Here is a 20832-nt window from a genome sequence, read left to right on the forward strand (position 1 = left end):
CGTGGGGACCACGCTTACCTGCTTCGTTGGCAGGAGTGAGCCAAGGAGACGTTTTGACATGATTACCCTGACATTCCCTGATGGCGCGCAGCGTCAGTTTGCTCCGGGCACCACCGGCCGCGAGATCGTGGAGGGCATTGCCAAGTCGCTCACCAAGCGCACCGTCGCCATGGCGCTTGACGGCACGGTGACCGATCTTGCCGATCCGATCACGAAAGATGCCAAGATCGAATTCCTGAGCCGCGAAGACCCGCGCTCGCTGGAGCTGATCCGGCACGATTGCGCGCACGTTCTGGCGGAAGCGGTGCAGGAGCTTTTCCCGGGAACGCAGGTGACCATCGGTCCCGTGATCGAAAACGGCTTCTATTACGACTTCGCGCGCAACGAGCCCTTCACGCCGGAAGACTTTCCCGCCATCGAGGCGAAGATGCGCGAGATCATCGCGCGCGATAAGCCTTTCACGAGGGAAGTGTGGAGCCGCGACAAGGCCAAGCAGGTCTTCAAGGAGAAGGGCGAGACCTACAAGGTCGAGCTCGTCGATGCGATCCCGGAAGGGCAGGATCTGAAGATCTATTTCCAGGGCGACTGGTTCGATCTCTGCCGCGGTCCGCACATGACCTCGACGGGCAAGATCGGCAGCGCCTTCAAGCTCATGAAGGTGGCGGGCGCTTACTGGCGCGGTGACTCGAACAACGCGATGCTCACCCGCATCTACGCGACCGCGTGGGCTGCCCAAGAAGAACTCGACACCTACCTCAAGCAGCTCGAGGAAGCCGAGAAGCGCGATCACCGCCGCCTCGGCCGCGAGATGGACCTGTTCCACTTCCAGGAGGAAGGGCCGGGCGTCGTCTTCTGGCATCCGAAGGGCTGGACGGTGTTTCAGGAGCTGATCTCCTACATGCGTCGCCGCCTTAAGGGGACGTACCAGGAGGTCAACGCGCCGCAGATCCTCGACAAGGCTCTGTGGGAGACCTCCGGTCACTGGGGCTGGTATCGCGAAAACATGTTCGCGACGCAGACCGAGGACGAGCGCGTCTTCGCGATCAAGCCGATGAACTGCCCGGGCCATGTGCAGATCTTCAAGCATGGCCTGAAGTCCTATCGCGATCTGCCGCTGCGCCTCGCCGAGTTCGGCAACGTGCACCGCTACGAGCCGTCGGGCGCGCTGCATGGCCTCATGCGTGTGCGCGGCTTTACGCAGGATGACGCGCACATCTTCTGCACGGAAGATCAACTCGCCGCCGAGTGCCTGAAGATCAACGACCTGATCCTCTCGACTTATGCCGATTTCGGCTTCGACGAGATCGTCGTGAAGCTTTCCACGCGTCCTGAAAAGCGCGTCGGCACCGACGAGATGTGGGATCATGCGGAAGACGTGATGACCCGCGTCCTGAAGCAGATCGAGGAGCAATCCGGCGGACGCATCAAGACCGCGATCAACCCGGGCGAGGGCGCGTTCTACGGGCCGAAGTTCGAGTACGTGCTGCGCGATGCCATCGGCCGCGACTGGCAGTGCGGCACCACACAGGTCGACTTCAACCTGCCGGAGCGCTTCGGCGCGTTCTTCGTCGATGCGGACGGCCAGAAGAAGACGCCCGTCATGGTCCACCGCGCCATCTGCGGCTCCATGGAACGCTTCACCGGCATTTTGATCGAGCACTTCGCCGGCCACTTCCCGCTCTGGCTCGCGCCGGTGCAGGTGGTCGTCGCCACCATTACCTCCGAGGGCGATGATTACGCCATGGAAGTGGTGAAGGCGGCGGAAGCCATGGGCCTGCGTGTCGACGCCGATCTTCGCAACGAGAAGATCAACTACAAGGTCCGCGAGCACTCGCTCGTGAAGGTGCCGGTGCTGCTCGTGGTCGGCAAGAAGGAGGCCGCTGAGCGCACGGTGTCGATCCGCCGCCTCGGCAGCCCGGACCAGAAGACCATGAGTCTCGACGAGGCCCTGAAGACGCTCGCCGCCGAGGCCGTCACGCCGGACCGGAAGCGTGTCGCCAAAGCCGTCTCCGAGCCGGAGGGGCACGCCACCCTCGACGGGCATCACGTGGTGGCGGGCACGCTCGTCTGACATCGATGGGGAGGAGGCTTTTGCCTCCTCCCGTCATTCCGGGCTCTCGCCGCTGAGCCTCTAACCCTTCTGCCGCTGCCGGCTTCCTTTCTCGTCAGGCGGCGGTGCGCTTTTCGTCCCTGGGCTCGCTCCCGCGTGCCTGATCCGAAGATTGTTCTGCACGTGGGTCACGCCTGACACTCCTGCGGATAAATCTTCAGCCAGAAGCTTTTCTGCGCGGACGTGGACGAAGCCGGCGAGGGTGACTTCGCGGTCTTTCACCGTCACCTCGATCTCCGACGCGTCGAGAAACGGGCTTTCCGTCAAGCGCTCGTGAATGTCCTCGCGGATACGCTCGTCGGATCGCCGGTAGCTGCGCGGCCCTTTTCCCCGATGCGGGCCGGGCGGACGCGCGCCGCGAACGGCCTCGCTTTCGAACAAGGTGTTACCGGGGCCGCTGCCGTAATTGCGGTGATCGTGTCTCTGGTTCACGAGGCTCCAGGTGCGCTCAATGTTCTGGAGACGGCGTTCCTCGGGCGTGCTGTCGTCGCCCGGATGCTCGTAGTATCCCGTCGCACTGGCGACGCCGAACCGACGCGGCTGATGCGTGGGCAGGTCGCCATATTCGCCGCCGTAATATCGATAGCCTTCACCGCGCATCGGCACGTTGCGAACCCGCTCTCCGCCTGGATAGCCGAAGCTGCCGAAGGCAGCGCGGATATCGTCCTCATCCCGAAAGCGGAACCGGGGCCGGTCCACCATCGCGCGATGGGTCGGGGCATGGGGAGGGCGAGGGGTTTCCTGGGCCATGCGCCGCCGTTGCAGAGCGCGCCGCTCGAGCGCCGTCAGCGGTTCCCGGACCCGACGGCGAAGGTCGGGCATCGAGGGGGTGGAAATGAGGGCGAGCGCATGGGCCGCCTCCTGCTCGCGACGTGTGGCCAAATCACCGAGCGCGACAATGCCGACCATATCGCCACGATGGTTGAGCACGGGGAGACGGCGGGTCTGATGCGCGGCCATGAGTTCGGCCGCGCGGCTCACATCGTCATCCTCGAAGCACCACCACACGTTATCGGACATGACATCCCGCACGTGGGTCTGCTCCGGCGCCAGCCCCGCCGACGTCGCTCGTACGGTGATGTCGCGATCCGTGATCATGCCCAAAAGCCGCTTGCCCTCGTACACGGGCAGGGCGCCGACATCGATCTCATCCATCAGCCGTGCGGCTTCGCGGATGGTGCGGTCCGGCGTGATCGTGTGCACGTCGCGGGTCATGATCTTGGCGATCTTCATGGCGCCTCCTCCCTGTCGGGGCTGCGCCATAAAGGATCAGGACCCGGCGCGGCCGGTCGTTAGCAACCGGTCAATGCGGCAGGCCCGGGAAAGGTTCGGCTTAAGGAGTAGCGATGATTTCGATGTCGCGGTCGAGCCCGCTCTCGACCTTGAATTCGCGCGTCTGCACCTTGCCTTCGTGGCGCGCGATGAGAACGTAGTCGCCTTCCGCGAGGGTCACCGAGGGAAATGCGCCGATGGCTTCGCGGATCACGTCGCCGCCGGGGGTCAGCACGCTGAAGGCGGTGCCCGCGAAAGCCTCGCCACCCGCCGCCGCGACGAGCTTGAGCGTAACGGTGGCCGCGCGATGGTTGAGAGTTGCCTCGGTCACCCGTCCGGATTCCACCTTCAGGTCCGAGCGCATGATCGCGTTAGCGTCGCCGTAGGTGGACACCACGTGATAGGTGCCCTCCGGGAGACGGATGATCTCGTTCGCCTTGGCGTTCGCGATCACCAGACGTCCTTCAGAGTTCTGGCCGATGGGCACATAGACGGAAAAGTTGAGGCGGCTTACGGGCAGGGGCGTGTCGCCCACCGCACCCTTCAGGCGCAGCGCCCCGGCGCTGATGGTGAAACGCTCGTTGAGCGCGCCGCTCTGCACGGTCAGGCGCTTGGAGGTGCTGGCAAAGCCGTAAGCCACGTGGACGATGTAGTTGCCGGGCTGGAGAACGAAGTTCGGTGCCGGGCTCGTGGAGCGCCCGACGATGGCGGGCTGCGCCGTGTCGCCGCGATCTTCATACACTCGCCAAACGAGACCTGACCGGATCGGCTGATTGTTCTCCGCGAAGACCGCGCTGGCGTTCAGCATGACCTGCCCGACCGCGATGGGTGGCGGGTTTTGCGACAGCGAGGGCAGGGACGCCTGCGCCCAGGCCGTCGAGGTCAGGACCAGCGCCATGAGGCCGGATGCGGAAACGGATCGCAGAAAATGCTTCATCAATCAAATGTCGGGTTGGTCAGCGGATCGGGGCGGCGGAGGCCGTCCTGATCGGCTCCATCTCGGTTTTCACGAGATCGGAGGCGGCGGTAATGAGGTTTTCGATGGAAATCGGACGGAACTCGAATGTCACGCGGTGCTTTCCGGCGGGCACTTCGACGCCACGGAAGAGAAGGTTGGCGCGCAGCATGGGCTGGCGCTCGCCATCGACGGTCACTTCCCAACCCGGATAGAAGATGTCGTGCAGGACGAGCACGCCAGCTTCGCTGTTATCCACGTCGATGACGACGGAATTGCGGCGATAGCTGACGACGGTTGCCTTGCCCTTGGCGTCGTCCGGTGTGGCGCCCGCCGCGGTCGAGCCGTAGCGGCTTTTAAGCAGCGGCATGCTGTTGTCGTCGATCAACACTTCCGTCTGGCGGTTGAACTCGGGCAACTCGTCCTGGTCGAGAATGGCCTCGGAATCCACCGCGCTCACCTGATGCGCCACATAGGCCCGCGGGGTCGAGGGGTTCAGCCGATAAATCCACATGCGGCCGGTGCCATAGACGATCTCGGCTCCGGTGAGGCGGGGGAAGTGGCGCGGCAGGCGTTCGATAGGCCGGTCGAGCACGAGATATTCGAGGCCCAGAAGGCTTGCGAGTTCGCACTTGTAGCCCCGGAAAGTCGCCGGGAATTGCCGCAAATTGGGGTCCTCGGCGTTCTCGCCCGGTCCGATGGCGCGCTCGTAATCGGCGAGGCGAAGCGGGTTGTAGCCGATGATGTCCTCGATCTCGAGAACCATGGAGGCATTCTGCCAGGGGCCGCTCAGGCCCAAAATCTCCACGCGCGGATACTGGCCCTGGGCATGGCGCTCATTGAGTTCGCGCTTCAGGATCTGGAGACCCTGGAGCTGTTCGGGCGGAAGCTGGCGGAAGACCGCGTAGCGTCCCGCCGGTTCCGCGTTGAGGGCGGAGGCGGCGTGGCGGGAGATCAGTTCTCCGCCGGTCAAGGTGATGAGGCAGAGCGCGACCGCCTCGCGCCAGCGGGCCCTGCCGCTGGTCTTGAGAAGCACACTCATGGCGAGGGCGGCGGTGAAGAGCCCGAGGGCGATCTCGCTCAGGGCCGAGGAGACATGCCCCGCCTGCACAGCGAAGACCATGGCGCTGGCAATCGCCGCGATGACGAGCCCGACCGCGAGCATCGGCAGCAGGACCCAGAACTTGCCAAGCGCGCTCCTGCTCCAGCGTGGCAGACCCTCTGTCACATAGCGATGGACGAGATAGCCGACGGAGAAGGCAAGCGCGATGTTGACGAGGAAGGTCGCATCCGCCGGGCGGCGATAGAGGTCCACGCCGGGCAGGTGATCGAAAATCACCTCGAAGCCGGGCGTATAGCGTCCGAGCGCATAGAGAAGGGTGAGAATGCCGAACACCAGGAAGAAGCGGAACTCACGGGCGAACAGACGCCCACCCGCCACGCCGTGCCAGATCAGGAACAGGGCCGGCAGCGTTCCGATGAAGAGGTAGTTGGTCGCCCGGTCGGTCCAGGTCCCTTCGGCCAGACTGTGCCAGTCAGGTCCCCAATAGTCATAGGTCCAGCGGAGCGAACCAAACACGTTGCCGAACAGGATCGTGGCGAGGCTCTCCGGCGGGAGCGAGCCCATGGCCGCCACGCCGAAGCCGAAGGACGGGCGCGTAGACGTCGCCAGGAACTGCATGGTGAGGACCACCGGCACGGCCAGCAGCCCACCGCCGACTGCGCCCATCGTCAGAAGTAACGGCAGGCGCGAGGCGAGATAGGACAGCGGCTTCTCGGCGGTGAAAATCCGGTGCAGGGCGACCGCAATCAGCGTCAGGGCGCAGAGGAACGCCACTTGATCCCGCCCGATGGTCATGAGCGCGCCGGTGACCGCGAAGAGCACGCCGAAGCGATAGGACCGGCGGTCGAGCGCCTCTTCCAGCAACCAGAGCGCCAGCGGGAAGAAGCCGTAGCTGAGAATGATGCCGGTATGCTGGAGCCGCGCCGTGGCAGAGCCGCCAAGCATGAAGATGATGGCGGCGACGACCGCGCCGGCGGGATGCCAGCCGCGGCGTCGGAAGAGCGGAACGAAGGCCAGCGTGCCGGGCAGGAAATGGGCGAACACGACCACATCGAAAAGCTGCATGGATGGGGCCGGCACGAGCCAACCGAACAGCAGCATAGAGGGCGTGAAAAGCAGGGATTGCGGGTCGGCGGCGGAGGGGTGCCCGCCGAAATGGTAGGGGTTCCAGAGCGGCAATTCGCCGTGGGCAAGGGCGGCCCCGAGATAGCGCAGGGTGGGGTAGAACTGGTTCTTGGAATCCCACGGAACGACCGAGCCGGTCAGCGGCCAGATGGAAGCAGCAATCGCCCAAACGGCGAGGATGAGGCCGAACGCGATCAGCGTTTGCCGCCGGGACCAGATGTCGTCGGCCGGTCCGTTATCGATTGCGGGGGACGATGTGTGCATGTTCTTTAACGCGGCGCTCCGCCAAAAGGACCGATCGGCGCACGACTCCCGCTTGCGAGCTAAGGCGCGCCGCCCGAAGGGCCGGAACGCTCCCGTCGCTCGCCAAAGGTCGGAAACCTGCTTGGCGTGTCACCACACTCCCCCTATACATCCGTTGCTGTTCTTCGCGGCAACGGTCAAGCTTGGGAACGCCCGCGCTTCCTCAACCGCATCAAGACGGCGAGACCATGGCAAGCCTGCGGGCTCGCCTCGTTTTCGGACACCCGCACGCATTCTTTCACATTATTCACGCCGAATGAAGGTCCTATGAACGACAGTCTTTCCCGCCTTCAGCAGCGCCGTTCGGTTCCGGTGCGCTGGCTGGGCGAACCCGGCCCGAGCCCGTCCGAGGTCGAAACGCTCCTCACCGTCGCGTCCCGCGTGCCGGACCACGGCAAGCTGGTGCCTTGGCGCTTCATCGTCATCGAGGGCGAGGCGCGCCAGCGTCTGGGAGAGGTTCTGGTCAAGGCCTTTCAGGCGGACCAGCCTGAGGCGGACCCCGAAAAGGTGGAGACCGAACGCAATCGCTTCGCGCAGGCGCCGCTCGTAGTTGCCGTCGTGTCGCGAGTGGTCCCGCACGTGAAGATCCCCGATTGGGAGCAGGTGCTCTCGGCCGGCGCTGTGTGCATGAACCTCCTGAACGCCGCGAACGCGCTGGGCTACGGCGCATCATGGCTGACCGGCTGGGCGGCGTTCGACCGGCGCGTGCTCGATGTACTCGGTCTCGCGCCCGACGAACGGATTGCCGGTTACGTCCACATCGGGACGGCGAAGGAGATCCCCATCGACCGGCCCCGGCCAGCGCTCGGCGACATCGTCACGCGATTCTGAGCGGGCGCATGTTCTACGAAACCGCCGCGAACACTCACGGCCTGCCGCACGATCCTTTCAAGGCGCTGGTCTCGCCGCGTCCCATCGGGTGGATCACGACCATCAGCGCGAAGGGGGAGGTGAACCTCTCGCCCTATTCCTTCTTTAACGCGGTGTCGGAAAAGCCCCACATGGTGGCGTTCTCCTCGTCCGGGCGGAAGGATGCGGTGACATTTGCGGAGGAGACGAAGGAATTCGTCTGCAACCTCGCGACCTTCGACCTGCGCGAGGAGATGAATGCGACATCCGCGCCTCTCCCGCGCGGCGAAAATGAAATGATCCATGCGGGCCTCGCCGCTGCGCCCTCAAGACTCGTGAAGCCGCCGCGCGTCGCGAACGCACCTGCGGCGCTCGAATGCAAATGGCTCCAGACAGTCCCGCTGGTGCCGATGGGAGGCGGGGAACCGGGCTATTATCTCGTGATTGGGCAGGTCGTCGGCATCTATATCGATGACCGCTTCATCATCGACGGCCTCGTCGACACCGCCGCCATGCGCCCCATCGCGCGTTCGGGTTACCGCGACTATTTCGTCGCGACGCCGGAGACGAAGTTTTCGCTGAAAAGGCCGGGGACTTGAAGGTCTGGAGGAGCGTATGACGCCCGAAGTACCAGTCCGCATCGTGTGGTTAGGAGAGCGGGCGAACAGGCCGCCCCCAGGTCCGACGTGGTCATCTCCGGCTCTTTTCGAGCATCAAGGTGAGGCATGGCCCGGCGAGGAACCGATATGGAGCGTAGTCCTTCGCTTTGCGGGTCCCCGAGGCGGGGCATCGCAAGACGGCTATGCCCGGTTCCTGGTTGAGGGCGCTCCTCACGAATGGCTCTCCCGCTATAGCTGCACGCTCTACGACGGGGCACGTCCTGTCGCCCGGGTCATCCCCAGGACGCCAAAGCCGTCGTCCTGAGGCCGAAGAGGGACGCTCTAGCCAGTTGCTCTCTGAACTTCTTTGTCTTTGAGCGCCCGGTTCCAAGCTTCCTTGCTCAAACGGAAGCACATTCCCTCGGAAGGCGTGCCCGACAAATTCAGTGTCGCATTATAGACATGCTCCGCACCGAGCTTGGCCGTGGCTTTCTGTGAGCGGATGTTGGTCGGGGCGATGTGAAACCACACCTCGGAGAAGGTCTGGAAGGCGTGGTCCAGCATGAGGCGTTTGACTTCGAAATTCGTCCCGCCGCCCCAATAGGCATGATTGAGGAAGGTGAAGCCGATCGACATGCTGTCCGGCTGATCCGGCGCCACGTAGTACCGCGAGCAGCCGATGATCTTGTCCGATTGCCGGTCGATGACGACGAGCGTGCTTTTGGTCTCGAGCAAGAACTCGAAATATTTCTCGAAGACGTCTCTCTTGTAGCGATCCTTTGCCGGGTGCCCTGCCCAAACTTCGGGACGTCCTGCAGCAGCGAACAAGCCGTTCAAGTCTTCGCGTCTCAAAGGCCTGAGTTCGAGCAAGCTTGATTGAAGCTTCGGCTGAGCGTCGAAATCGGCTCTGATCATGGCCGTTAGACTCTGTTGAGGAGGCGCTGCGCCCGCAAGAGATGTGGCCGATCCAGCATTTCGCCGTTGACGCCGACCACGCCGGCGCCGGGATTGGCCTCGAAGGCTGCAATGACCGTGCCGGCGCGCTCAATGGCCTCGGGGGATGGCGTGAAGGCGGCATTGATGACGGGAACTTGCGCAGGATGGATCGCCATTTTTGCGACGAAGCCGTCGCGGCGCGCGGCGCGGCATTCGGCTTCCAGGCCCTCCATGTCGCGAAAGTTGGTGTAGACGGAATCGATGGTGTCCACCGACGCGGCGGCGGCCCCCAAAAGCGTCAGTGAGCGGGCGAGGCGATAGGGCTCCGTATAGGCTCCCGTTTCATCGCGGTTGGTCTCCGCGCCGAGATCGGCGGAAAGGTCCTCGCCGCCCCAGGTGATGCCCATGAGGCGATGGCTCGCGCCTGCGAAGGTGCCAAGCGCGAAGACGCCGGCCGCGTTTTCCGTCGCGATGGCGAGAATGCGGGTGCCACCGTCCTCCAGCCCAAACTCGGCCTCGCGCACGGCGAGCTTCGCGCCGAGATGCGAGACGTCCACACCTCCGACTGTCTTCGGCAACACGACGCCCTCGGGTGCCGCGGCCATCACGCCGTCGAGGTCCTCATCGACGAGGCCCGTCGTGAGCCCGTTGACGCGCACGAAAAGGCGCGGCCTGTCGCTCTTGCCGCGATGCTCGCGCACGAACGCTGCCGTGACGCGCCTTGCTTCCTCCTTCGCGCTAAGCGCGACGGAATCCTCAAGATCGATGATGAGCACATCCGCGCCGGAGCTGAGCGCCTTTTCCAGCTTCTTGGGGCTGTCGCCGGGAACGAAGAGGAGGGACCGCATCAGGCGCTCCGTTTGCGCATGAAAGCCTGCCGCCGGCATTCGGCGACAAGCGTGCCGTCCTGCTTATAGGCCCGATGGATGAACTCGACGATGCCCGCATCCGACCGCGATTTCGACTCACGCTTGGCGGCGATTTCCGTTGTCGCGTTGATGGTGTCGCCCTCGAAGAGCGGAGCGGGGAATTTCACGTCCGTCATGCCGAGATTGGCGATGGTGGTACCGACCGTCGTGTCGTTGACCGAAATGCCGATCATGAGACCCAGCGTGAAAAGGGAATTCATCAGCGGCTTTCCCCATTCCGTTTCCGTCGCGCAGAAATGCGCGTCGATGTGGAGCGGTTGAGGGTTCAGCGTCATGTTGGAAAAGAGCATGTTGTCCATCTGCGTCACCGTCCGCGTCAGGCGGTGTTTGATGGTGGTGCCGACAGCAAAGTCCTCGAAGTAGAGGCCGCCGCGGGGATGCCTTGTGCTCTCGTCGATCATGAGACGGTCCTTTGTCCTCGCCTTGCTTTTATGGGGTCCGCTGTTCAGCTCTCAACCGAACTGTTCGCGCAGGATGCGCTCGTCCAGGCTGTGGCCGGGGTCGTGCAGCATCACGAGATCGACGCTGCGGTCGAGCGCCGCCTCCACCCGCGAGACGTTGCGGAACTCGGTGTGGTCTGCGACCGCGCTCACGGGGCGGTTTTCGGGATCCAGGACTTCGATCTGGATGCGAGCGTAATCCGGCAGCAGCGCGCCGCGCCAGCGACGGGGGCGGAAGGCGGAAATCGGGGTCAGCGCCAGAAGCGGCGCGGTCAGGGGCAGGATCGGTCCGTTGACCGAGAGATTGTAGGCGGTCGAGCCAGCGGGCGTGGCGATCAGGATTCCGTCGGCGCTCAGTTCGTCGATCCGCACCCGCGAATCGACGCTCACGCGCAGCTTGGCCGCCTGATAGGTCTGCCGCAGCATGGAGACTTCATTGATCGCGCGGGCCGTATGCGCCTGGCCCTTCATGTCCCAGGCGACCATGAGAAGGGGGTGAACCACGCTGCGCTGCGCCGTCTCGAGGCGCTCGAACAGTTCGTCCTCCCGGAAGTCGTTCATCAGGAAGCCGATGGTGCCCTTGTTCATGCCGTAGATGGGCTTGCCTGTCCCCATGAAGCGATGAAGGGTTTGCAGCATCAGGCCGTCGCCGCCCAGCGCGACGACGACGTCTGCCTCATCCGGCCCCACGCTGGCATAGCGCTGCTGGAGCACCTGAAGGGCGCTCTGAGCGTCCGGCGTCGGGGACGCGACGAATGCGACGGTGTTGAAACGGCGGGCCATGCCCAGATACCCTTATGCCACCCGAACCAGTGCGGAAGGACAGGCATAGCATGGAGAGGCCACTGCTCGTCTATACGACCTTTCCCGATGTCGACACCGCATTGTCGATTGGGGAAACGTTGGTCCGCGACCGCCTGATCGCCTGCATCAACATCCTGCCCGGCATGATCTCCCTCTATGCCTGGCAGGGAGAGATCGAGCGCGGCCACGAGGCGGTCGCCATCCTCAAGACCCGCAAGGCCTTGCAGGCCGAAGTGCACGAGGCGCTAAAGACGCGCCATCCCTATGATACGCCCGCCATTTTCTTCATCGAGCCGACCGGCGCGGACGGCGACACCATGGCGTGGCTTCTGGCGGAGACGGTCTCGGATTAAATGGCCGCCGCGACCGCCTTCAGGGAAGGAGCCACGGCACGAACATGCCCGTCCGTGCCGCGTAAGCCCGGTATTCGTGCGCGAAGAAGCTTCGGGCGAATGTGGCCTCCTCCAGCAGGGCTGCTCGCAAGTAGAGGCAGGTCATTCCGACAAAGAACGCGAAGAGAAGGAGGCTTCCCGTCGCAACCGCTCCGGCCAGCCAGTAAAGCAGGCAGGACGAATAGAAGGGATGCCGCACGAGAGAATAGGGGCCCCGCGACAGGAGCTGAGCCGGCGTGTCGCCCGAAAATGCCATAGGGAGCCGCGCGTCCTTCGTCTCGACAATCGCCCACCAGAGCAGGCCGAGCGCAACGGCGTAAAGGCCAAGGCCCAGCAAGAGAAAATCGTAAATGGGCTGGGTCAGGACGATATAGACCGTGGCAAGGACGCCGAGGGGCGTTAAGACGAAGATGAGCCACGCTCCGACGGGGCGCTCGCCCGTGTCCTGAAAATGCGTCCACGTGGACCAGACGAATCCGCCGAAGCCCGCTAGGCAGGCGGCGACGAGGAACAAGGTCGAGAGAAAAGACAACGGCTGCTCCGTCCGGGTCGGTAAACGGGGCGGAACCTATATATTGTATAGCAATGCTATAACAGCAACAGCAGGTTGCGTAATGCGTTGCGAAGCTGTTATTCCGTAAGTGAGCGGACCTCAGACCCGCAGGTGTTGAGGGGCTGAGGATCCCGGCCTCAGACCCCCGAGTTCCATTGCACCGGCACGAAGCGGAAGCCGCTGCCGTCCTTTGCGATATGGCCTGTGGCGGGGAAGGGGGCGTGATAGAACGCGACCTGGGCTTTCTCGGCTGCCGCCATGTCGAGCATCCGCCGCCTCGTGGCGCGGGCCACGTCGGCATCCATGTCGAAGATGGCGGACCAGTCGGGGTTGCGCACGAAAAGGGCCGGGTGGTTCGTCACGTCGGACATGACGATCAGCTTGCCCGCGCCCGACGAGAGCATGAACGAGGTGTGGCCCGGCGTATGGCCCGGCGCGGCGATGCTGGTCAGGCCCGGCACGATCTCCTTGCCCGCCTCGTAGCGCTTCACGTCTTTGGCGATGGGGCCGAACACGCGCCGCACGCCCTGGAACCCGCCCTTCATGGCATCGGGAGCCTGATTCATGCGGGCATCATCCATCCAGAAATCCCATTCGGCGGTGGGGACCAGAACCTCCGCCTTGGGGAAGACGGCAGTGCCGTCCTTCAACCTCAGCCCGTTGATGTGATCGCCGTGGAAATGACTGATGACGACCGTGTCGACCTGCGCCGGGTCAAAGCCCGCAGCGCGGAAATTCGACATCCACAGGCCGGAGGTCGGCGCACCCGAATCCCCGTTACCGGTATCGATCAGGGTCAGGCGGCCATTCTGCTGAAGCACGAGCGTGGTGAAGGTGATCGACAGGGCCTCGGTCGAGAGAAAGGCGTCCTGCATCGCCTGCTGCACCTGCGCCAGCTCCGCATTGCGGATGAAGCCTTCAAGCGGACGGCGGGCGAAGCCGTCCTGGATCGCGGTCACTTCGATATCGCCGACCTTGTAGCGATAGAAGCCGGGAGCCTGTCGCGATTGCTGCGGAGCGGGACTTTGCTGGGCCAAAACGGGGCCTCCCATCGGAGTGGCGGCAAGGGCGGTACTGGCGAGAACGGCGCGGCGCGTGATTGTCATAGGTCAGCTCCCTGCATGGAGGCCAAAGGCTAGAATTCCCACAGACCCGCGCAAGAGCTTGGCCTTTCACAAGTCAGCGAGCAAGCGAAGGATCATTTCGTGCCGGCCAGATGATGCAGGGCGATGCCGCTGGTTGTTGCGACGTTGAGGGAATCGAAGCCGCCGCTCATGGGAATGGACACGGTGCGCGTCCGGGCCAGAAGGTCGGCGGGAAGGCCGGGGCCTTCCGCGCCGAGCAGCAAGGCGGCACGGGGTGATCGTTCGAGCCGGGCCAGAGTTTCCTTGCCCGAGGGGCTCAGCGCGATGACGTCGAACTTTGCTTCCACCAATGCCTGCACCATGGCGTCCGCAGAGGGCGCGCGGGTGAAGGGGACGACCAGCGCGCCGCCGACGGACACCCGGATCGCCTTGCGGTAAAGCGGGTCGCAGGTTTCCGAGTCCAAAAGCACCGCATCCGCGCCGAAGGCGGCCGCGTTGCGAAAGATGCCGCCCACATTGTCATGGTTCGCCAAGCCCACCAGCCCGACAACCAAGGCGCGTTCCGGCAGGCGCGCCAAAAGCTCCTCGACGGGAGGCAAGGGCGCGCGCCGAACGACGGCCAGAATGCCGCGGTGAATGGGAAAGCCCACAATCGCGTCCATGACTGCTCGGTTGGCAGTGTAGACAGGGACGTCCGACGGCAGGTTCGCGAGAATATCTCTCAAGCTGTCCACGCGGTTCTCCGCGAGCAGCAAGGATTCGGGCGCGAAGCGAGATTGCCGGGCAAGTACTCGTAACACGACTTCGCCCTCGGCCACGAACCGGTGCTCCCGGCCCACGAGGTCACGCTCGCGCACAGCGCGATAGGCTTCGATGCGCGGATCGTCGGAGTCTGAAATGGCGATGGGCATAAATCGCCTTCTATTGGAAAGGTTAGCCGAAAGGCAATGTCAGGGATTGCCGAGCGGATCCCGCCCGGTTCTCTCAAAGCGGCTGCGTTTCCCCTGAATGGTCAGGGAGATGTGTGAAGATAGATAAATTTAGGATGAATTTCCGATAATTAAGAAAAACAAATTGAATACATCTTGGAAATAAATTCCATGCAAGAACAGATCAAACTTTCCTCAAGGTCAACCGAGGGCTCAAAAAAATCGGTGAGTAATTAGAGGAAGGCGCTCCGTTCATCTTTGGTTGAGATGCTGTCTGATATGAAGCGATTGATGACAATTCTGTCGCTGGAAGCCCAAGCTTCAGCAGGTGAGCGAATGATTAAGAAACTGCTTATTGGACCCATTCTCGCCGTGACGGGCTTCGCACTTGTGCATGGCGCGTCCGCGATGCCGCTCAATATGAATTCCGCGTCAGAGTCTTCGGCCGAGACGTTGGTGCAGAAGGCTTGGCACTCCGGGGTTCCTCATCGCCGTATTGTCGGCGATCGCGTTTATGGTGGGGATTGCCCTCCGCAAGGATGCCCGGCCTGGACGCAGCCCGATTTGAGACAGGATCCACGGACAGGCGAGTGGTTTAGCCCTCAGAATGAGCGGCGGCGTTATTACAATCATCGGCGAGAGCAGCGACGGTCCTACGGTTATTGATGAGATCGCTTGCCTCTGCTGGGAGGTCGGATCGAACGATCAGGCCGCGATATTCGATATCGCGGCCTTTTATTTGGGGACGCCGCTCATCACCCATTCAAGCACGACTTCCTAAGAGTCAGGGCAGGGGCGTGCCGATGAAGGAGCCCCGGCAGACCGTTTCGGCCGGGTAGACGGGCAGAACATGCGCGTCGGCTCCGACCATGTAGTTGACGGTGTAATAGACCTCGCCGCCGACATAATCCGTTTCCTTGGATACGAAATCATATCCATAGGGCGTCGGATTGACCTTGATAATCGCGCTGGGCGGCCTGTAGGCCGTGAATGCGGAAATTGGCCTGCCGATGAATTCAGAGCAGCTGACGACAGCCGGGCCAGGCCAAACCGGCACACACGATGCCACGCCTACAGCCAATACGGCGGCCAAGATCGCCCGGTTCACAGCGCGCACTCCTCTTAGGAGATGGAACTAGGGTCGCTTGCGCGCAAAGCGAAGGTGTTCCGCTCATTGGCAGCCACGGCGACGAAAAGAAAAGCTGGAATTTTCGGGGAATGGTGCCGGCGGAGAGGATCGAACTCCCGACCTTCGGTTTACAAAACCGCTGCACTACCGCTGTGCTACGCCGGCGCCGAGGTTCAGGTAGCAGCGAGTGGCTGGCGACGCAAGTTTCTCGATGACCGAACCCATAACGCCCGGTTCAGACCCGGTTAACCGGCCCTCGATAAGGTTCGAGCACAGTTTCATGGCGCGTTGCCTGACCTCGGCAACCGCAAACAACGAACCGGTTGAGAGAAAAACATGGCGCGGCTTATCTGGGATAGCCCAGTCGGCTTCAATTTGCGGAAGGTGGACTTCGGAGATGTTTTTTCCGGAGATCTTTACAGCGGTACGTCCACGTACTTCGCCATCGATTCTGCACCGACCTCCTACGAGTATTATTTCGATCAGTTCACTGGCTACGGCTTCACCTATGACGATTACGACTTACCGTTCACGGGCATCGTCACGAGCTACGCGAGCTTCCTGAACCACGAGCAGCTGTGGTCCATGGATGGCGTCAGGATTTCCGTCTACGCGCTCCGGACCGCGGCGAGTACTTATTCCCTTGCCGATGACTTCGCTCTTCTAAAGAGCGCGCTTTACGGAAACGATAAGATCTATGGCGACCGTGGCGACGATCTGCTGGAGGGATTCGGCGGGAACGATACGCTTGTCGGCGGCCTCGGGGCCGACGATCTTTACGGCGGGACTGGAGCGGATCGGTTTGTCTTCGGTTCAATTGCGGACAGCAAGGTCTCGATGTCCCGTCGCGATGTGATTTTCGACTTCTCGAAAATCCAGAGGGATCGCATCGACCTCTCGCCAATCGACGCCAACACGAAAGTCGGTGGCAATCAGGTGTTCTCGTTCATCGGAACGAAGGGATTCACCGGAAAGGCCGGGCAGCTTCGCTATGAGACGGTTGGCGGCAATACCCACGTCTACGGCGACGTGAACGGCGACAAGAAGGCCGACTTCGCTATCACTCTCAAGGGATACCACGCCCTTGCCGCCGGCGATTTCTTTCTCTGATCGCGTGGCCTCCGCCACTCTGCCGAACTAAACGACTTTGCTCATGAAAAAGGCCCCGCCAATGGGCGGAGCCTTAGCTTTTCGCAACTCCAAAGAGTGGGTTACTCGCCCTTGTAAGAAAAGATGTCGCGATCCTTCGTTTCGGGGACGAACATCAAGCCGACGACGAAGGTCATGAGCGCAATCACGATGGGGTACCACAGGCCGTAATAGATATCGCCGGTCTGGGCGACCATCGCGAAGGCGGTCGCGGGCAGAAGGCCGCCGAACCAGCCATTGCCGATGTGATAGGGCAGCGACATGCCGGAGTAGCGGATGCGTGTGGGGAAGAGTTCCACCAGCGCAGCCGCGATCGGGCCATAGACCATCGTCACGAAGATCACGAGGACGAACAGCAGCCCAACGATTCCCGCCACCTGCGGACGGAAGAGATCGAAGGGATGGGTCATCTTCACGATCTGGGCGTCGCCAGCCTTCGGATAGCCGGCGGCCTGGAGGGCAGCGGTCACGGCCTTCTGGGAATCGGCGGCCTTTGCCGCGTCGAACGCCACCTCGGTCGAGCCAATGCGCACCTTCGCCGGTTGGCCTGCGGGACCCGCCTCGGTCGAGTACTTCACTGAGGACTTCGCTAGGTGGTCGCGCGCCAGGTCGCAGGACGACGTGAACACGCGGGTGCCAACCGGGTTGAAGAGATTGCCGCAATCCGCCGGATCGGCCACGACCGTGACCTTGACGTTCTCCACTGCCGTTTCGAGAGCAGGATTCGCCAGCGTGGCGATCTGCTTGAAGAGCGGGAAGTAGGTCAGCGCCGCGATCAGGCAGCCTGCCAAAATGATCGGCTTGCGGCCGATCTTATCCGACAGCCAGCCGAAGAACACGAAGAAGGCCGTGCCGAGCAGGAGCGACCACGCGATCAGCAGGTTCGCCGTGTAGCCGTCGACCTTGAGGATCGATTGCAAGAAGAACAGGGCATAGAACTGGCCCGTGTACCAGACGACGCCCTGGCCGGCGACGAGACCGAAGAGAGCCAGAAGAGCGATCTTGGCATTCTTCCACTGGCCGAAGGCTTCGGACAGCGGCGCCTTGGAGGCGGTGCCCTCTTCCTTCATGCGCTGGAAGGCTGGGGATTCCTGCAGTTGCAGACGAATCCAGAGCGAGACGCCGAGCAGTAGCACAGAAACCAGGAACGGAACGCGCCAGCCCCAGGCCGCGAACTCGGCCTCGCCCAGGATTGTGCGGGTAAACAGGATCACGATGAGCGAGAGAAAGAGACCGAGCGTTGCCGTGGTCTGAATCCAGGAGGTGTAGAACCCGCGACGGCCATGCGGCGCATGTTCTGCCACGTAGGTTGCAGCGCCGCCATATTCACCGCCGAGCGCCAGGCCCTGGAGGAGGCGCAGGCCGATCAGGATGATGGGGGCGGCAATGCCGATCTGATTCGCGCTCGGCAGCAGACCGACGATGAAGGTCGACAGACCCATGATCAGGATCGTCACGAGGAAGGTATATTTGCGGCCCACGAGGTCGCCGATGCGTCCGAAGACGAGAGCGCCGAAGGGACGAACCAGGAAGCCCGCCGCGAAGGCCAGAAGCGCGAAGATGTCGCGCGTCGCCTGCGGATACTGGCTGAAGAACTGGGCGCCGATGATGCCCGCGAGCGAGCCGTAAAGATAAAAGTCGTACCATTCGAAGACGGTACCGAGAGACGAGGCGAAGATGACCTTCTTTTCCTCGCCGCTCATCGGTCGGACTGTGGCGTCCGACCGAGGCGTTGCGGTGGCGATTGCCATGACGTTTCCTTCCAATATGCCCCCGGTTTGTCCCGGGTTTTGGCCGTTGCCCTGCTTGTCGAAGGCTGCGAGCCGAGGCCCCCTTGGCCGCGCCATGCGGCTCAGGAATCCTTCAATTTGAAAGGTTAGACGTGGCGCACCTCTCCACAATTCCCAATTCGTATTTGCGACTTCTGTCTAAGACTGTGTCGCAGGGGAGGAATATTCCTGCAAACACAGTGTCTTAGCTGCCTTTCGCGATTACTTGGCAGTATTCGCCGCCGCGGCTTTTGTCACCGCATAAAGTGAGATGGCCGCTGCGTTGGAAACGTTGAGGCTCTTGATGGCTCCCGGCATGTCCAGCCGGCCGATCACGTCGCAGCATTCGCGAGTGCGCTGGCGCAGGCCCTTGCCCTCCGAGCCGAGCACGAGCACGACCGGATTGCGGATCGGCAATTCGTCGAGATTCGCCTCACCGGAAGAATCGAGGCCGATGCGCTGGAAGCCGCGTTCGCCGAGCGCGATCAGCGAGTCCGCCAGGTTGCGGACGATCATGAAGGGCACATGCTCCAGGCCACCGGAGGCCGACTTGGCCAGAACGCCGGTTGCCGCCGGGCTGTGGCGGGCGGTGGTGATGATCGCCTCGACCCCAAAGGCCGCCGCCGTGCGCACGATGGCGCCGACATTGTGGGGATCGGTGATCTGATCGAGCGCCAGCACCACGCGCTTGCCACTGAGCGTGTCGAGGGTCGGCGAGGGCAGGGGATCAGCTTCGAGATAAAGCCCCTGATGGACCGCATCCGCCTCCACCAGCCGGTTGATGTCGCCGGGGCGGACGATTTCCGGTTCGATGGGCAGGGGAACGCCCAGCTCGTCATGAAGGCGCTTTGCCGAATTCTCCGTCGCGAGGAGGCGTCGAATCGTCCGCTTGCCGTTGCGCAGCGCCTCGGCGACCGGGTGCCAGCCGTAGAGGATCGTGACGTCGATGTCCGACGGCGCGCGCCAGGGTTCTCTTGAGAACTCCCTGTCGCGATGCCCGTGCTTTCCGGCCGGACGCTGGAACCGTGGCTTCTTGGAATGGAAGGGGCGCTCGCTCATAGGGTGTCAATCTCGTGTGGTGTTGGGTAGGCCATAACACAGGGTGCGGCCATTCACGACCCATTGGCTCAGCGTTGGGTATCGGGTTGGGTATCTCTTGCGCTTTGCTGTTGACACCGGCAATGCGGCTCACCATAAGAGCGCCCACGGAGCGCCCGCCCCAGGGGCAGCGTTTCGGTGAACGGCCTCGGCGCCACGCGCCAAGGTTGGGTATCAGGGGGAATGTCCCGAGTGGCAAAGGGGGCGGACTGTAAATCCGCTGGCTTACGCCTTCGTAGGTTCGAGTCCTACTTCCCCCACCACCCAACCAGTGCAGCGTAAGCGGGTGTAGCTCAATGGTAGAGCAGCAGCCTTCCAAGCTGAATACGAGGGTTCGATTCCCTTCACCCGCTCCAACACTCCCCTCTCTTTAGTCTTCCCGCCCATCAACAATCTGTAACTACGCCGGAAAAGTAGAAAAATGGCCATCAGAGGCATCATTATATCGTTAGCATGCATCTTCTTGGCCGGTTGTTTGAGCGTGCCTCCCCACAACCTCGCCGACGGTGACATGCAAAAATATAAGCTTGTCGATGTGACCGTCGAAGGAGCTGAGATCATTCGATCCTGGCCGAGTGAGGAAGAGAATTTCCTGAAGGCCAATGCTGTGGATCCTGAAACGGCCAATCGCATCAGGACCGAACCGGCGTTCCAGTTTCCCCCGCTGCAGGAGCACTTCCGGCAGGCTCTCAATGCGAAGATCAAGGCCGAGGTTATGTATCTCGCCGGTCCGATTTTCCCCAGCGGCCGCCCCGTGAAGGCAGTCGTTCGCTTGAGGACATTCGATATTCCCTCCACTGCTCGCCGGGTCTTCGTGGACAGCCAGGCTAAGATCCAGGCCGATATCGATATTGTGGACAAGGCGACGGGCAATCTTATTCTGCGATACCCGGGGCGGCTGGAGACGAGAAAGCTCATCGGCGGCCTAGCGACCGGCATCGCAGTTGCATTCGAAGGACCGGACCTCGGTTACTCCATGATCACGGATTATCTGTCGGCCTATCGAAACTGGCTCTTGCACAACTGAGCAAAGAGCCCTATTGGGCGGCACAAGTTTGCCGTTCTGGTATCAAGCGTGTCGAGGACAATAGGACATGGCGAAGGAAAAATTTGAGCGGACTAAGCCGCACTGCAACATCGGGACGATTGGTCACGTTGACCATGGCAAGACGTCTCTGACGGCGGCGATCACGAAGGTTCTTGCTGAGTCTGGGGGCGCGACGTTTACGGCGTACGACCAGATTGACAAGGCGCCGGAAGAGAAGGCTCGCGGTATCACGATTTCGACGGCGCACGTCGAGTACGAGACGACGAACCGTCACTATGCGCACGTGGACTGCCCT

General features: G+C 62.5%; 20 protein-coding genes and 3 tRNA genes. 9 read left to right on the plus strand and 14 right to left on the minus strand.

What is annotated here, in order from left to right; translation table 11 throughout:
• The first annotated feature begins 58 nt into the window (after positions 1-58).
• On the plus strand, positions 59-2071 hold the full coding sequence (thrS, locus tag HB375_RS08250; protein WP_167672472.1) for a threonine--tRNA ligase: 2013 nt from the start codon (positions 59-61) through the stop codon (positions 2069-2071).
• Positions 2072-2131: 60 nt separating this feature from the next.
• On the opposite strand, the gene HB375_RS18145 is transcribed toward thrS, so the two are convergent.
• From HB375_RS18145 to HB375_RS08270, 3 genes are all read right to left on the minus strand, one after another.
• Positions 2132-3343 (minus strand): CBS domain-containing protein, encoded by a 1212-nt coding sequence (locus HB375_RS18145; RefSeq protein ID WP_246728388.1) that lies wholly within the window; start codon positions 3341-3343, stop codon positions 2132-2134.
• A gap of 100 nt (positions 3344-3443) precedes the next feature.
• Entirely contained in the window at positions 3444-4280 is an 837-nt protein-coding gene (locus tag HB375_RS08265) for a hypothetical protein (protein WP_425515168.1), read from the minus strand.
• 58 nt (positions 4281-4338) lie between these two features.
• Positions 4339-6789, minus strand: a complete 2451-nt coding sequence (locus HB375_RS08270; protein WP_167672474.1) for a YfhO family protein — start codon at positions 6787-6789, stop codon at positions 4339-4341.
• 306 nt (positions 6790-7095) lie between these two features.
• Between HB375_RS08270 and HB375_RS08275 the strand changes: the two genes are divergently transcribed.
• Complete coding sequence (locus HB375_RS08275) at positions 7096-7659, plus strand: nitroreductase family protein (protein WP_167672475.1); 564 nt, start codon at positions 7096-7098, stop codon at positions 7657-7659.
• A gap of 8 nt (positions 7660-7667) precedes the next feature.
• Complete coding sequence (locus tag HB375_RS08280; RefSeq protein WP_167672476.1) at positions 7668-8276, plus strand: flavin reductase family protein; 609 nt, start codon at positions 7668-7670, stop codon at positions 8274-8276.
• Positions 8277-8618: 342 nt separating this feature from the next.
• On the opposite strand, the gene HB375_RS08285 is transcribed toward HB375_RS08280, so the two are convergent.
• The 4 genes from HB375_RS08285 to HB375_RS08300 are packed head-to-tail and all read right to left on the minus strand — an operon-like array spanning position 8619 to position 11364.
• Positions 8619-9191 (minus strand): GNAT family N-acetyltransferase, encoded by a 573-nt coding sequence (locus tag HB375_RS08285; RefSeq protein ID WP_167672477.1) that lies wholly within the window; start codon positions 9189-9191, stop codon positions 8619-8621.
• A 5-nt stretch (positions 9192-9196) separates the two neighbouring features.
• The gene (locus HB375_RS08290) at positions 9197-10060 is read right to left on the minus strand and encodes an HpcH/HpaI aldolase/citrate lyase family protein (RefSeq protein WP_167672478.1); all 864 of its coding nucleotides are present in this window, start codon (positions 10058-10060) and stop codon (positions 9197-9199) included.
• Entirely contained in the window at positions 10060-10542 is a 483-nt protein-coding gene (locus HB375_RS08295; protein WP_167672479.1) for a MaoC family dehydratase, read from the minus strand. Before HB375_RS08295 ends, HB375_RS08290 begins: the two co-directional genes overlap by 1 nt.
• Positions 10543-10593: 51 nt before the next feature.
• Positions 10594-11364 carry an NAD kinase gene (locus HB375_RS08300; RefSeq protein WP_167672480.1) on the minus strand — a complete coding sequence of 257 codons (771 nt, stop codon included), beginning with the start codon at positions 11362-11364 and terminating at the stop codon, positions 10594-10596.
• A 50-nt stretch (positions 11365-11414) separates the two neighbouring features.
• Here HB375_RS08300 and cutA point away from each other — a divergent pair, with 50 nt between their 5' ends.
• Entirely contained in the window at positions 11415-11738 is a 324-nt protein-coding gene (cutA, locus tag HB375_RS08305; RefSeq protein ID WP_167672481.1) for a divalent-cation tolerance protein CutA, read from the plus strand.
• 19 nt (positions 11739-11757) lie between these two features.
• Here the strand turns inward: cutA and HB375_RS08310 are convergent, their stop codons facing one another.
• The 5 genes from HB375_RS08310 to HB375_RS08330 form a co-directional block, all read right to left on the minus strand.
• The gene (locus HB375_RS08310; protein WP_167672482.1) at positions 11758-12309 is read right to left on the minus strand and encodes a methyltransferase family protein; all 552 of its coding nucleotides are present in this window, start codon (positions 12307-12309) and stop codon (positions 11758-11760) included.
• A 158-nt stretch (positions 12310-12467) separates the two neighbouring features.
• Positions 12468-13436: an MBL fold metallo-hydrolase gene (locus tag HB375_RS08315; protein ID WP_167672483.1), complete on the minus strand. Its 969-nt coding sequence runs from the start codon at positions 13434-13436 to the stop codon at positions 12468-12470.
• A gap of 92 nt (positions 13437-13528) precedes the next feature.
• Positions 13529-14326 (minus strand): TrmH family RNA methyltransferase, encoded by a 798-nt coding sequence (locus HB375_RS08320; protein ID WP_167672484.1) that lies wholly within the window; start codon positions 14324-14326, stop codon positions 13529-13531.
• 802 nt (positions 14327-15128) lie between these two features.
• A complete protein-coding gene (locus tag HB375_RS08325) occupies positions 15129-15401 on the minus strand; it encodes a hypothetical protein (RefSeq protein WP_167672485.1) in 273 nt (90 codons plus the stop codon).
• Positions 15402-15563: 162 nt separating this feature from the next.
• A tRNA-Thr gene (locus HB375_RS08330) sits at positions 15564-15638 on the minus strand.
• A gap of 171 nt (positions 15639-15809) precedes the next feature.
• Here HB375_RS08330 and HB375_RS18360 point away from each other — a divergent pair.
• Positions 15810-16583 (plus strand): M10 family metallopeptidase C-terminal domain-containing protein, encoded by a 774-nt coding sequence (locus HB375_RS18360; RefSeq protein ID WP_167672486.1) that lies wholly within the window; start codon positions 15810-15812, stop codon positions 16581-16583.
• Between the two features lie 101 nt (positions 16584-16684).
• Here the strand turns inward: HB375_RS18360 and HB375_RS08340 are convergent, their stop codons facing one another.
• Complete coding sequence (locus tag HB375_RS08340; protein WP_167672487.1) at positions 16685-18373, minus strand: MFS transporter; 1689 nt, start codon at positions 18371-18373, stop codon at positions 16685-16687.
• A 240-nt stretch (positions 18374-18613) separates the two neighbouring features.
• Complete coding sequence (locus tag HB375_RS08345) at positions 18614-19450, minus strand: TrmH family RNA methyltransferase (RefSeq protein WP_167672488.1); 837 nt, start codon at positions 19448-19450, stop codon at positions 18614-18616.
• A 216-nt stretch (positions 19451-19666) separates the two neighbouring features.
• Here HB375_RS08345 and HB375_RS08350 point away from each other — a divergent pair.
• The 4 genes from HB375_RS08350 to HB375_RS08365 form a co-directional block, all read left to right on the plus strand.
• Positions 19667-19752, plus strand: a tRNA-Tyr gene (locus tag HB375_RS08350).
• A 19-nt stretch (positions 19753-19771) separates the two neighbouring features.
• A tRNA-Gly gene (locus HB375_RS08355) sits at positions 19772-19845 on the plus strand.
• A gap of 155 nt (positions 19846-20000) precedes the next feature.
• Entirely contained in the window at positions 20001-20516 is a 516-nt protein-coding gene (locus HB375_RS08360; protein WP_167672489.1) for a hypothetical protein, read from the plus strand.
• A gap of 67 nt (positions 20517-20583) precedes the next feature.
• Positions 20584-20832: GTP-binding protein (locus HB375_RS08365; protein WP_246728389.1), on the plus strand; the 249-nt coding region annotated here is incomplete at its 3' end.

The organism is Microvirga terricola (assembly GCF_011777495.1).
Taxonomy (GTDB): domain Bacteria; phylum Pseudomonadota; class Alphaproteobacteria; order Rhizobiales; family Beijerinckiaceae; genus Microvirga; species Microvirga terricola.